The 12,859-nt window shown below is 50.5% G+C and carries 13 protein-coding genes; 3 read left to right on the top strand and 10 right to left on the bottom strand.

Translation table 11 applies throughout. The features are described from left to right. Window positions 1-11: 11 nt before the first annotated feature. The 8 genes from BN3911_RS09125 to BN3911_RS09090 form a co-directional block, all read right to left on the bottom strand. Window positions 12-893 carry a serine hydrolase domain-containing protein gene (locus BN3911_RS09125; protein ID WP_066864530.1) on the bottom strand — a complete coding sequence of 294 codons (882 nt, stop codon included), beginning with the start codon at window positions 891-893 and terminating at the stop codon, window positions 12-14. Between the two features lie 94 nt (window positions 894-987). Further along, window positions 988-1,812 (bottom strand): rhamnulose-1-phosphate aldolase, encoded by an 825-nt coding sequence (gene rhaD / locus BN3911_RS09120; RefSeq protein ID WP_066864526.1) that lies wholly within the window; start codon window positions 1,810-1,812, stop codon window positions 988-990. A gap of 20 nt (window positions 1,813-1,832) precedes the next feature. Then, the gene (locus BN3911_RS09115) at window positions 1,833-3,083 is read right to left on the bottom strand and encodes an L-rhamnose isomerase (protein WP_066867683.1); all 1,251 of its coding nucleotides are present in this window, start codon (window positions 3,081-3,083) and stop codon (window positions 1,833-1,835) included. A gap of 16 nt (window positions 3,084-3,099) precedes the next feature. Continuing rightward, entirely contained in the window at window positions 3,100-4,509 is a 1,410-nt protein-coding gene (rhaB, locus tag BN3911_RS09110; RefSeq protein ID WP_066864524.1) for a rhamnulokinase, read from the bottom strand. Between the two features lie 126 nt (window positions 4,510-4,635). After that, window positions 4,636-5,592 (bottom strand): AraC family transcriptional regulator, encoded by a 957-nt coding sequence (locus BN3911_RS09105; protein ID WP_066867680.1) that lies wholly within the window; start codon window positions 5,590-5,592, stop codon window positions 4,636-4,638. 203 nt (window positions 5,593-5,795) lie between these two features. After that, on the bottom strand, window positions 5,796-6,494 hold the full coding sequence (locus BN3911_RS09100; protein ID WP_066867677.1) for a transglycosylase domain-containing protein: 699 nt from the start codon (window positions 6,492-6,494) through the stop codon (window positions 5,796-5,798). A 110-nt stretch (window positions 6,495-6,604) separates the two neighbouring features. After that, window positions 6,605-7,390, bottom strand: coding sequence for a peroxide stress protein YaaA (gene yaaA, locus BN3911_RS09095; RefSeq protein ID WP_066864522.1), 786 nt, complete (start codon window positions 7,388-7,390; stop codon window positions 6,605-6,607). Then, window positions 7,390-7,770 (bottom strand): DUF3783 domain-containing protein, encoded by a 381-nt coding sequence (locus BN3911_RS09090; protein ID WP_066864520.1) that lies wholly within the window; start codon window positions 7,768-7,770, stop codon window positions 7,390-7,392. Before BN3911_RS09090 ends, yaaA begins: the two co-directional genes overlap by 1 nt. A 183-nt stretch (window positions 7,771-7,953) precedes the next feature. Between BN3911_RS09090 and BN3911_RS09080 the strand changes: the two genes are divergently transcribed. The 3 genes from BN3911_RS09080 (at window position 7,954) to BN3911_RS09070 (ending at window position 10,235) form a co-directional block, all read left to right on the top strand. Next, a complete protein-coding gene (locus BN3911_RS09080; RefSeq protein WP_066864515.1) occupies window positions 7,954-8,367 on the top strand; it encodes an RrF2 family transcriptional regulator in 414 nt (137 codons plus the stop codon). A 104-nt stretch (window positions 8,368-8,471) separates the two neighbouring features. Continuing rightward, a complete protein-coding gene (locus tag BN3911_RS09075; RefSeq protein ID WP_066864512.1) occupies window positions 8,472-9,785 on the top strand; it encodes a redoxin family protein in 1,314 nt (437 codons plus the stop codon). Between the two features lie 87 nt (window positions 9,786-9,872). Then, the gene (locus BN3911_RS09070; RefSeq protein ID WP_066864510.1) at window positions 9,873-10,235 is read left to right on the top strand and encodes a metal-dependent transcriptional regulator; all 363 of its coding nucleotides are present in this window, start codon (window positions 9,873-9,875) and stop codon (window positions 10,233-10,235) included. A gap of 37 nt (window positions 10,236-10,272) precedes the next feature. Here the strand turns inward: BN3911_RS09070 and BN3911_RS09065 are convergent, their stop codons facing one another. Further along, window positions 10,273-11,223 (bottom strand): helix-turn-helix transcriptional regulator, encoded by a 951-nt coding sequence (locus tag BN3911_RS09065; protein ID WP_066864501.1) that lies wholly within the window; start codon window positions 11,221-11,223, stop codon window positions 10,273-10,275. Between the two features lie 19 nt (window positions 11,224-11,242). Beyond that, window positions 11,243-12,853 carry a PASTA domain-containing protein gene (locus tag BN3911_RS09060; RefSeq protein WP_066867674.1) on the bottom strand — a complete coding sequence of 537 codons (1,611 nt, stop codon included), beginning with the start codon at window positions 12,851-12,853 and terminating at the stop codon, window positions 11,243-11,245. Window positions 12,854-12,859 lie beyond the last annotated feature (6 nt).

Below are 12,859 nucleotides of genomic sequence, written 5' to 3'. Positions count from 1 at the left end.
GGTAAAATGCGTTACCTGCAGGCAAGCAGTTCCGGCTGAATTTCCATTAAAAAATCCAACAGCTTTCCCTGCTCCCGGCACTCAGCATTGGTCGCAATTACAGCGTTGTCATCAGGAAAAACGACAGCGAACTGCCCATACTTGCCGTCGGCCCGGAAGGAGTTCCTGGCTCCTCTCCAAAAGAGATAGCCGTATCCCTCCCCTCCGTTGTCCGCCTGCTTCCGAGTTGCCTCGCTGACATACTCCTCCGGCAGCAGCTGCCTGCCGTTCCAATTCCCGTGCTGCAGAAGAAGCTGGCCAAAACGGGCCAGCTCTGAAACACAGAGAAAAAGTCCCCCGGCGCCGAAGGTATAGCCCAGCGGATCCGCCTCCCAGGTGGGACGCACAATTCCCAAAGGCTCAAACAAACGGGGAGTCAAATAGCTGACTAAATCGCAGCCTGCACGTCTCTGTACCAATATTCCGGCCAGGTAGGGACCTACATTGTTATACTGAAATTCGGAGCCAGGCTTCCTGATAAAAGGCTGCGCAAGGGAATATTTTACCCAATCACGTTCCTTTAAAAACGGCCGCTGTTCCCCCATCAGCGCAGGAGATTTCTGTCCCAGCGCCATCGTCAGCAGATCCCGCACTCTGGCCTCCTGCAGAAATTCATCAGGCTCATCTGGAATCTCCTCCGCAAAAACATCTGCCAGCTTCTCCTCCAGGCTCAGCAGCCCCTCCCGCTGGGCGATGCCCACCGCGGCGCTGGTAAAGCTTTTACTTGCAGAATACTGGTTCCGGCGTATTTCGCCGTCGTAATCCCGCCGCAGAATTTCCTTACCATCCTTCCATACCAAAAGATTCAGCAGCCGCAGCTCCTGCGCGGAACGATCAAACTCTTTCAAATCCATGGAATCTCTCTCCTCCGCAACTATATTTGGCATCAGTATAGCATGTTGTCGAAAAAAAGAAAAGCAGAGAGGAGGACATTGTCCCCCTCTCTGTTCAGTTCAAAAAGTTTTCATTCAGTGTAACGCCAAAATCGTGGGCAATAGCGCGAAGATCATCATCGCGGATGGTCTGAAGCAACTTTCCCTGGCCCCCGGAAAGCACCAGAAGATAAATCTGTGCCGCCTTTTCAATGGTGTGCATCAGCCCAAAGGTTGTGTCAAAATCCGGACCGGAACAGAACAGTCCGTGATGGGCCCATACAGCCGCATCGTACTCCTTCATCAGTTCGCTGGTAGCCCGGGCAATAGCCGCCCCGCCCGGCACCATCCAGGGCACGACCCCAACGCCTCCGGGAAACACCACCGGACACTCTGTAGCACTTTGCCAAAGGGCTCTTGTAAACGCCTTGGCTTCCAGAGGCAAAAGATAGGTCAGGGCAATCAGATACGGCGTATGCGCGTGATAAATAACCCGGCATTCACCGCCGGTAGCGTTTTTCCTGACACTGTGATTCAAAAAATGGCTGGGAAATTCGCTGGTTGGCTTTGCGCCGCCCTCTAGTCCCCAAACAATCCTCCAGGCAGAGCCCGCTTCATTGATCTCTACAATGCCAATATTGTGTTCTGGATCATCTTCAACATTGCGGAAATATTTTCCGCTCCCTGTAGTAAGGAAATACTCTCCCCCGAGATTCTCTGCTTGCACCCCCATGTCCGTCCACTGGCTGGATACATAGAAGTAAGGACGGCAGGCCTCTGTCTCCTCGGGCCGCATACGGTAGGTGAGGTTTCCCCCGTTGCGTTCATGCCAGCCCTGCTTCCAGCCGTCGGCACACATGCGGATATAACCGCGAACCGTTTTATTTTCCTGGACCTTCATTCTTCTGCTCTCTTCCTTTCTCAGCCTCTTCTGCTCAACACATCCATCTCGTACTGCCTTACCTCTTCAAACCATACCTTGGTCGCCGGTACGTGCTGGGTGTCGCAGTAGTGCTCCCAGATATCGCCAAACGGCAGTGTTTTCAACTCTTCTGAAAGCATCATCAGCTCTGTAAATTCCGCTTTGTCCTGCAGTTCCTTCATTTTTTCAGCAGGCTGCAGCAGAGCATAGAGCAACGCTTTTTGCATGTTGCGGGTTCCCACTATCCAGGCGGAAATTCTATTGACAGAGGCGTCAAAAAAGTCCAGGCCAATCAGAACGCGGTCCAGCGCATCATTGCGCACGATTTCTTTGGCTATCTCCTTGAGCTCGTCTTCCAGCAGCACCACATGGTCGCTGTCCCAGCGGACAGGCCGGGTCACATGCAGCGGAACCTTATCAAAAAAGGCAAGCAGGCTTGGAATTTTATCGCTGACCATCTCAGTGGGATGGTAGTGTCCATTGTCTAAAAGATCGTAAACGCCGGGATGAGACGCCGCATAGCTCAGGTAGAACTCTGCAGAACCCACGGTATAGGCCTCCATCCCGATTCCGAACACCTTGCTCTCTACACAATCGATAACCCCTGGAAGCTCTTCCGCAAAAATTTCATCCAAGCTTTTCTTCAGGCGCAGCCGGGGAGACAGGCGGTCCGCCGGAATGTCCTTATATCCGTCAGGAATCCATACATTGCAGAGGACCGGAGACCCCAGCTGCTGGGCGATATAGGAAGAAATCCTCCGGCAGCAGATCCCGTGCTCTACCCAGAATCTTCTTACAGTTTCATCCGGAGAAGAGAGTGTGAGATTGTCCCGAATCATGGGATGGCTGAAAAAGGTGGGATTAAAGTCGATACCGATGTTATTTCTTTTGGCAAATTCCACCCATTTCTCAAAGTGACGGGGCTCCAGGGCATTTCGATCCGCCCGTTCGCCGGGTTCTAACACCGCATAGCTGGCATGCAGATTGATCCGCTTTTTTCCCGGGATCAGGCTTAACGCTTTCTCAAAATCAGCTGTCAGTTCCTCAAAATTGCGGGCCTTCCCGGGATAATTTCCGGTAGCCTGGATTCCTCCGGAAAGCGCTTCACCGCTGTTCTCAAATCCTGTGACATCATCCCCCTGCCAACAGTGGATGCTCACCGGCACCTTCACAAGCTTTTCCAGGGCTTGTTCCACATCGACACCCAATTCCTCATAGCGCCGCTTTGCACCTTCATAGCGATTTTCCATAAAAAGTCCTCCTATTTTATTCCACATGATATTCCTGAATAGGAAAGCTGTTCCTTTCCGCTTTTCTGGCTGCTTCCAACGAAGGAAATTCACCTGCCGCGATCATCTGCACCATCAGATTTCCCAGTGCAGTTCCCTCCGTAGGCCCTGCGAATACTGGAAGCCCAGACGCCTTAGCCGTCAATTCATTGAGATAGCTGTCCTTACTGCCCCCGCCCACGATATTGACCGCCGTGTAACTTCGATGTGTAAGCGCCTCTAATTCCTGAATAGAGGCTGCATAGCAGTCTGCTAAGCTCCCATAGATACACTGTACCACTTCCCCCACAGTCTCCGGAACAGGCTGCTCCGTTTTTCGGCAAAACGCACGCACTGCTTCCATCATGCTTTTGGGAGCCAGAAAGCTTTCATCGTTTACGTCCACCCGGCTTTTGAATTGGTCGGCTTCCCGGGCTAAGGATTCCAATTGAGCAAAGGAATATTCCTTGTTCAGTTCTCTGCGTATTGATTGGATCATCCACAGGCCCATAATATTTTTGAGATATCGGAATCGATATTCATAACCGCCCTCGTTGGAAAAATTAGCTTTCCTACTGGCCTCCGTCGTGATGGGTTCCCTGTTTTCCGAACCCAGAAGGCTCCAGGTGCCGCTGGAAAGGTAGACGCCGCCCTCGTCCTTTGCAGGCACCGCCAAAAAAGCCGAACCTGTATCATGGGTTGCCGGCAAACGTACCGTACAGTCAAATCCTACAGCTTCCTGTACCTGAGGCGTCAGTCCTCCCAAAAGGTAACCAGGCATCCGAAGCTCATCGAACAGACGCCGTGGAAATCCGAAGCGGTCAATCAATTCCCAATCCCAGGTCTTTTCCTTGGCGTTGACAAGAGCGGAGGTGGTAGCTTCCGTATACTCGTTCTCTTTTTTTCCGGTTAGGCAGTAGTGCAGGTAATCCGGAACCATCAGCAGCCGATGGGCACGTTCCAGCAAATCCGGCTGTTCCTTTTGCAGTGCCGTCAACTGATAGAGGGTGTTGAACACCTGCTTTTGAATCCCAGTTCTCTCATAGAGTTCTTCAAAGGGGACGCATTTCTCCGAAATTACATCCATACCGCTGGTTCTGCCATCCCGGTATGCCACCGCGTCTCCCAGCAGCTTTCCCTCCCGGTCCAGCAGCACAAAATCCACGCCCCAGGTGTCAATTCCCATGGATACAGGCAGCTTCCCAGCTGTCCGGCATGCCCTCATCCCTTCCAGTACATGAGAGAAGAGCCGGGAAAGATCCCAGCACAGATGGCCATTTTTCTCCTCTGGGTTATTTTCAAACCTGTATACCTCTTCTAAAATGACCCTTCCGTCCTCCACATGACCGAGGATATGCCTTCCCGACGACGCGCCGATATCCACTGCCAGATAGTATGTGACGCTCATGGTATTGCCCCCTTTCTGTTCCTATGATACTGGATCAAAACAAAAAAAGAAAGGACGGTATTTTATAAAAAACACGTCCTTACTTATTTATTGACTGATTTCAGACAGCCGTACCTTCTGCAGGATTCATCGGCGCCGGTACTCCCTTGGCGTCATTCCGTACCGCTCCCGAAAAATCCTATAGAAATAGCTGGTATTTTCATAGCCCACTGCCGTTATGATGTCCTGCACCGGAAGCCTTGTGCTGCACATCAGCTCAGCCGCCTTGGTCAGACGCTTTTCACGAAGCAGCTCTTTGAAGGTCCTTCCTGTAGCCTCATGTACTGCATTGCTCAGATACGGCAGAGAAAACCTCCTGTCCCGCGCAAAAGCCGTCAGATCTGCTGTACGATAGTTCTCCTCAATCTCCCGCAGCACATCCAGCACAATCCCATTTCCGCTAAACGCGTTTTTCTCCAGAGAGATGTCCGCCGTGTAATTCAGAAGCTGGAGAAACAGAAGGCCCATTGTAGTTTGGTTGATCCGCCGGGAATTGGATTGGGCGTTGACCAGGCTCCAAACCAAGTTTTCCATTAAATTTTGCACAGGCAGGGCGTCTGCCACCCGGAAATGCAGATAGCTGATCTCTTCCCCGCCGCGCCGAAGACTGCCGATCAAAAATTTCCCCAAAATATTGTCGGCTCCTATCATCTCAAAGGCCAAATCGAAAAACTGGGGCAGCACAATGAGATTGACGCCGATATCCTCCAAATCTGCCCTTTCTACCGAATGAACAGCGTGCTGGTTGAGAAACAACAGCTCCCCCTGACGAAGCGTTAATGGAGGCGCGCCGTCAACCGAATGCACCGTCTGACCGCTGCACATATACATGATCTCCACATAATTGTGAGAGTGGCGCGGAAACCTGGTGAACCTGGTGTGGGGCCGCATGGTAATCAGCTTTCCCTTTTCCAGCAGCTTTTCCCTGTCCACTGTAAAACCGCTGCCGGTGGCATAGCGCTCCCGCTCCACCCCACCGCCTGCAAGGAGGGCCCGTTCCTCCTCTGTGACCATTCGAAGCCGCTCCATGAGCTTTTGTTCCATCTTTATGACCATGGCTTTCGCTTTGCGAAAGCATTCCTTTCCTGTGGAACTGTGGCTTTCGGGATTTGAAAAATCTCGAAAGCCACAAAACACCGTTTGAAAGAATGATCTTTCAAACTTCACTTTCTCATTTAAAAAAGTATAACATGTTTTTCCTGTTATGAAAAGCCGCCGCTTCTTTCCAAACGGTGCAAACTGCAGCATCAGGCCAAAATCGTCTCAGCCTCCTGCTGGGTGAGATATTCATACTTGACCATCTGCTCCACTACCTGGCGCTGGCGTTGCATTGCGAGATCCGGGTTTTCCGTCAGGTCGTAAACCGAAGGAGCATTAGGGATCCCCGCCAAAAGGGTGCTTTCATAGTCCGTCATCTCCGACGGCTCCTTGCCGAAATAAGACAGGCTCGCTTCCCTTACGGTATAACAGCCGTTTCCGAAATAAATACTGTTAAGGTAGAGCTCCAGAATCTCTTCCTTGCTATACTTGTTTTCAAGTTCCAGAGCCAAAAAGACCTCTGCGATCTTGCGGGTAAACTTCTTTTCCTGTGTAAAATACAAATTTTTAGCCAGCTGTTGCGTGATTGTACTGCCTCCCTCCGCCAGAGAAAGCGTTTTGATATCGTTCCATAAAGCACGTCCCGTCGCTAAAAAGTCAAAGCCTCCATGCTCATAAAACCGATGATCTTCCACCGAAATCACCGCATCCCGGTAAATGGCAGGCAGGTCCTCCAGCGGAGTGTAATTTTCTTTTTCCCGCACTTCCTCCACCATTCGGGAGACAGGGGTTTCAGAGACAGCTTTGCTGTACATAGAATAGCCCTGCCAAACCAGTACCGCCACAGCACATATCCCCACCACAAGCAGCGCTGCAAACAAATTTCGTATCCAACGAAGCAACTTCATGGAATGTTCCTTCCTTTCTCCAATAAAACTCTCCTTTTGCTGGAGAAAGCATACCATAAGGTTCTTACGAAAAACTTGTGACTCTCTTGCAATTCAATATCAATTTTCTTTCAGGTTTTCCGCGGGCTTTGCCTCATTTCCCCTTTTCCTTCTGCCTGTCTCAAAAAGACATAGGACGATCTGTCCGAGCGTTCCGGACAGAAATGGTATCCCAATCGCTGAAAGGCCTGCATTTCTTCCGGATTCTCTGCTTGCCTTTCTGCAAGGAACCGCACCATCTCTCCTCTGGCCATCTTCACGTAGACGCCTTTTTCCACCACCCTGCCCTCCTCCAGCTCACCAAACACCGGCGTAACACAGCGGATTTCTTCCGGCAGGTAAGGGAGCACCGTCCTGGCATATTCTTTCGATGCCAGGTTGACGAGTACCTCTTCTCCGGATATAAGCTTCTTGGCCGGCTCAGCTCCCCAAAACTCATACAGGCTTTTATAACCCTTAAACTTTATCTTCGCCTGCATCTCCAGCCGGTAAGGGAGAACTCCGTCAAAGGGCCGCAAAATCCCATAAAATCCGGAAAGAATGTACAGACGTTTTCGTACATATCCGAACTGTTCCTCTGTAAAAAGTTGAGGCGCCATATACTGATACTGAATGCCATCAAATGCCAGCAAAGCCGGCGTAACGGCGTGCTCCAACACCATATCCCGGTACCGTTCATAATTCAGGGCAGCGATGCCGTCATTGCAGCAAAGGAGCTTTTTAAGCTCCTGGACGGTCAGTCCCCTGCAGTATTCCAAAAGTTCGCAGGCTTTCGACAGCAACTGCGGCAGCTGCTCCGCCTGCAGAAAATCCACGTCAGCCCGCATCTTCTTTGCCGGTGAGATGAAAAGCCTCATCACCCTTTTTCAACTCCATGCATCTCCTCATGCTCCCGCTTAAGTTCCTCATGCAGCTGCAGGGAATCCCAGCGGAGATTGGTCTCCGTCAGGACCGCTTTCAAGGCTATCGGAGCCAACTTTTTCCTGCGGTACTTCTGCAGAAAGGCCTCCAACAGGCGCGTCGGAAAATTGGCCATCACAAGCATTTCCTCTCCCAATTCAGAACCACTGTACAACCCGCCTAGAAGAGGTTCCATTCCGCATAAAGCGGCAAGAGTTTCCTGGTACTCCTCTTTTTTTACCTGTCTCACTTTTATTTTCAAAGCCAGGCACAACAGTTTCAGCCGGCTTTCCTTCTGTGGATCAATCTCATACAGCAAAATCGTAGGCACGCTCATGATTTTCTTTTTCCTCCTGCAGTCTTTCGGCTTTACCACATATGACGCCGAATGTTTTTACTATGTTACCATTAACTTTTCCACCCTGCAAGCCGGCTTTCTAAAATTTCAGCTTGACAAATCTAACTGTACCATTTATAGTAACAGTACACTGAAACAATACAAATTACAGAAGGGGTTTTTATGACAAGTGAATTTACCATTGCCGTCCATGCTCTGGTCTATTTAAATCACAAGGCTCAGTTGCTATCGAGTGAAGCATTGGCGAAAAATATCTGTACCAATCCTGCACGGGTGCGAAAAATCATGACAAAACTGAAAAAAGCCGGATTTGTATCCACAAAGGAAGGCGCCGAAGGCGGTTACCGCATGTTGAAAGCGCCGCAGGAGCTCAACCTTTTGGCTGTAGCGGACGCCGTAGAGGCCAAATTTGTCACTGCTTCCTGGCACAGCGGCGACACCGATATGGACTGTCTGGTGGCCTCGGGCATGGCGGGGATCATGGACCGTCTTTGTGCGGATTTGGACGGTATCTGCCGGGAGCGCCTGGAACAGATTCACCTCAGCGATATCGACAAAATGATTTTTAAGACTTGACCAGTCTTTCTCATCAGCAAAAAGTTTAAACGAAAGAAAGGAAAACGCGAGTCCAGATATTTTCTCCTTCCCAATTTATCTCTGACTGCGCGTATGGAAAATCTATGGGATTTGATATTCAGACCGGCATTTCAGCCGTCACCGTATTTCTTCAGGGATTGCTCAGCTTTTTCTCTCCTTGCGTACTTCCCCTGCTTCCCCTTTATATCGGCTACCTTTCAGGAGGAGCCAGAACTGTGGAGGCAGACGGTACCAGCCGTTATAAGCGCGGCAAAGTGATGCTCAACACACTCTTCTTCGTGCTTGGCATCAGTTTTGCCTTTCTGCTTCTGGGGCTTGGTTTTACCGCTGCCGGACAGTTTTTCGGAGATAACCGTCTGCTATTCAGCCGTATAGGCGGCGTTCTGGTTATTCTGTTTGGCCTATACCAATTGGGCGTGTTTGGCTCTTCTAAAGTGCTGGGCCAGGATCATCGCCTCCCATTCCATCTGGACAAATTCGCTATGAGTCCTCTTGTGGCATTGCTGCTGGGCTTCACTTTCAGCTTTGCCTGGACCCCCTGCGTAGGTCCTGCGCTTGCCAGCGTGCTCCTCATGGCTTCCTCTGCGGCCGCGGCGAAGGGCTTCCTGCTGATTGGCGTCTACACACTGGGCTTTGTGCTGCCGTTTCTTGCGGTAGGGCTTTTTACCGGGGTTCTCTTGGAATTTTTCCGCAAACACAGGGGCGTTGTCAAATACACCGTCAAAATCGGCGGTGTTCTGATGGTCTTTCTGGGGTTAATGATGCTGACGGGCTGGATGAACAATATCACCGGATACCTGTCCGGTTTTGGAACTGCCCCCTCTTCTTCTGAGAGCGCTTCTGCCGGTTCCGGCAACGATACGGGGTCTTCCTCCGCATCATCTTCAGAATCCGCTCCAGAGAGCTCTTCCAACGTTTCTCAAGAGTCTACTCCGGAAACTTCTGCAGAAGAGCCGACACCTGCGCCGGATTTCACCCTGACAGACCAATTCGGTGAAACCCATACCCTTTCTGATTACAAAGGAAAAACTGTATTCCTCAATTTTTGGGCCACTTGGTGCCCTCCCTGCCGGGCAGAAATGCCGGAAATTCAGGAGCTCTATGAAGAGTATGGGTATAACGAAAATGATGTGATCATCCTGGGCGCTGCAGCCCCCGGACTGGGACAGGAAGGTTCTGAAGAGGAGGTCACCAGCTTTCTCAGCGAAAATGGATATGATTATCCCGTGGTCATGGATCCCGGCGGAGAGCTTTTTCAGACCTATGGCATTCGAGCATTTCCCACCACTTTTATGATAGACAAGGACGGCAATCTCTTCGGCTATGCCAGCGGACAGCTGACTAAGGATATTATGAAAAACATTATTCAACAGACTATCGATGGAAGGCGGCCCTGAGTTTTCACTTGAATCCACTCCAAAAATCGAGTATAATGATACAAATCACTGACAAGTATTCCAATACAACATGGAGGAGGCGCGGGATTGAAAATACAGGAATCCGCTGAAAATTATCTGGAAACCATCCTCGTCCTCAATCAGCGCAATGGCATGGTACGCTCAATCGACATCGCGCAAGAACTGGAATTCAGCAAGCCCAGTGTCAGCGTCGCAATGAAAAACCTCCGGGAAAACGATTGTATCCAGGTAGACGGCGACGGCCTGATTTTCCTGACGGAAAAGGGAAGGGCCATTGCCGAGAGGGTTTATGAACGTCACACCTTGTTTACCAACTGGCTGGTTTCCCTTGGGGTCGACTCCAAAACAGCGGCGGAGGATGCCTGCCGTATTGAGCACGTGATCAGCGATGAAAGTTTTCAGGCAATCAAACAGCATGTAAAAGGTTAAAAAGTGGTTCCGCATCTAAGCGGAACCACTTTTTGTTTTAATTTTTATATAGCTTTGCGAGCGCTTTCGCACGTTCTCTAAGTTGTTCTGCTGTTTTTTTAGGGGAGATCACCTTAACGCCTTCACCGAACGAGAGAAGAAAACGCAGGACATCCGGTTGGATCCAAGTATTCAGGACAACCTGAAAACAGCCCTTTCCAACACTTTCCACGCTCTGCAGTTTTCCAAAACAAGCAGCCAAAACACAAAGAGCCTCTCTATCCACCTCAAGACACAGCGCTTCCTGTCTGTCCATAAACGCTTTCAGAAAAACGGACTCCACCGCTTCTGTAGAAAGCTCCGGATTCCGTATTCTGTTCAAGTAAAACTGCTTCACTTTGTCTCCAGTTATCTCTGCTCCCAAGAAGCTTTCTTCTCCCAGACGCTGCAGGGGAACCACCTGGAATATTTTTCCGCTTTTTCTCAGCACTTCACGGAGCTCCGATGTCCCCTCCGCAAGCTCCAAATCGGCATATTGAAAACAAACGATCCTTTTCTTGTCAAACGCCGTTTGCACCGCAGCTTCAGCTGAAATTTTATCCGAACCCTTTGTCTTCTCCTGTACCTGAGCAATCCTCCCCTGCAAAATTCCAGCCTGATGCACGCTACACAGATAAGACAGCTTTCCGCAAAGCTTTCGCTTTTTCTCTTCTGGCAGCTCCCCATCTTTTTCCAGCGCTTCTACCAAAAACTTCAATTCCTGAGATCCCAGCAAAGGATTCGCCAGATAATACTCAAAATTTTTCGTTTTGCACATTCGGATATCCAACCCAAAGCTGCGTAGGGTCTCGATATCGTCATAGATACTTTTCCTTTCGGCAGAAATCCCATGCTCCGCCAATTTCTGGAGTATCACAGGCAGCGTGAGGGTGTGCTCCCTGTCCGTCTGCCGGTAGAACAGTTCCATCAGATAGAGCAGCTTCAGTTTCTTTTCGGAGACGCTTGCCAAGAGTACATCCTCCTTTCGGTCAGGACTCCTCCGGTCCGGCACTGACAATCACGGTAACCGTAGAACCGTAGTCAAGGGAATCCCCCTCTTTGCGATCTTTATAGCCAATGACATAACCGGGCTCGATATCGTCGCTGAATTCATCCTCTTTTACCGGAACAAATCCATTTTTACTCAGGATTTCTGAAAGGTCGGCAAAGCTTGTGCCCTTTACCTCAGGCAGGGTACGGGTAGCGCTGCCCTTACTCACGGTAACCACCACCGTATCACCTGCGGCAATGGTTTCTCCAGCAAAGGGACTTTGACTGATAATATTTCCTTCCTCTACCGTCCCGTTGAATTCCCGGGTAGAGACCTTCAGCTTAAAATCATATTCCCCGTCCGCTATCTTTTTTTCCCAATCGGCATAACTCTCGTTTACCATACTGGGAACAGTGATAACCTCACTGGCCGCGCTGCTGTTTTGGAACAATCTTTGAATGTCATTAAAAGACATTCCCCTGTCCCCCAGCCAAATTGACGCTACAATCACAAGAGCTACCAGTGTGATGACACAGGAACCGATCAGCCAGACCGCGGGCGGCAGCCCCCGATTTTGAGGCAAATCCATATCGATGGGCGGCAGACGCCGGATCGCATCAGTATGTTCAATCTCTGTAACAACGCTCGGAGCGGAAGAAAGTTCTGCCTTAAACCGCTCAAAACTGGCGGTCCTGGTCTCCTGTTTTACCTGCAGCGCATTGGCAATTGCAGTTACGGCAAAGGGAGGCAGATTTTTCAGGACCTCTTTAGAGATCAGCAGACGCTGATCGTTCAGACGTTCCGGCGCCTCCTTTGGCAGGGAACCGGTCAACGCGTAAAACATGGTGGCGGCCAGCGCATAGACGTCGCTCATCTCCCCGCACACCGCCTTACTGCTGTACTGCTCCACCGCAGCACAGCCTGGGTACAATTCTTCTATCAAAAGAGTTCCCCTTCTGCGGACCGCATTCACGGCAAATCCGGTAATCAACATCCCGCCCTCTTTGGTAACCCGTAAGGTGTCGGGAGAAACGCCCAGGTGAGAGATGCCCAGGGAATTCATCAGCCCTAATGCTGTAAGCACCGGCATAAACATCCGGTTAACCTCGTTCCAGGAAAGTGTTCCCCCCACATTTTCCAAAGAACGCCGCAGCGTAACGGAAGGCACGTATTCGTAAACTGCGTAGGCCGTATAGTTTTCCTCAAAGATATCGAGCACAGAATTCACCACGCTCAATTCTCTCAGCCTGCTGACATTTTTGGAAAGCTCCACAAAATCATCCAGACAGCTGTTAAACTCCGCCTCTTTTCCGCCGGCAGGCAGAATTGTCTGATCCTCGGCATTTCGAGAAGCAAGGGACAAGGGGAAAAACTCCCGGATCTCCACCACCTTTTTTGTCGTACGGTCCAATGCCGCATAGGTGATTCCCTCGCCGTTCATTGACTTTGCCCGTCCAATGACATACCGGGCGTCAAGAACCGTATGATACCGCAGCCCTTCTGGTACCTGCGGCTTCGCATTGTCCCATCCGCACACGGGGCAAACGCTACCGCTTTCTTCAGAATGGTATTCGGCAAAACAGTTCCTACACAGTTTGCTTTCCATCATGTCCTC

The sequence above is a fragment of the Neglectibacter timonensis genome, assembly GCF_900048895.1.
Taxonomy (GTDB): Bacteria; Bacillota; Clostridia; order Oscillospirales; family Acutalibacteraceae; genus Acutalibacter; species Acutalibacter timonensis.
Note: the sequence above shows the minus strand (reverse complement) of the source record. Positions and strands in the feature narration are given on the sequence as shown.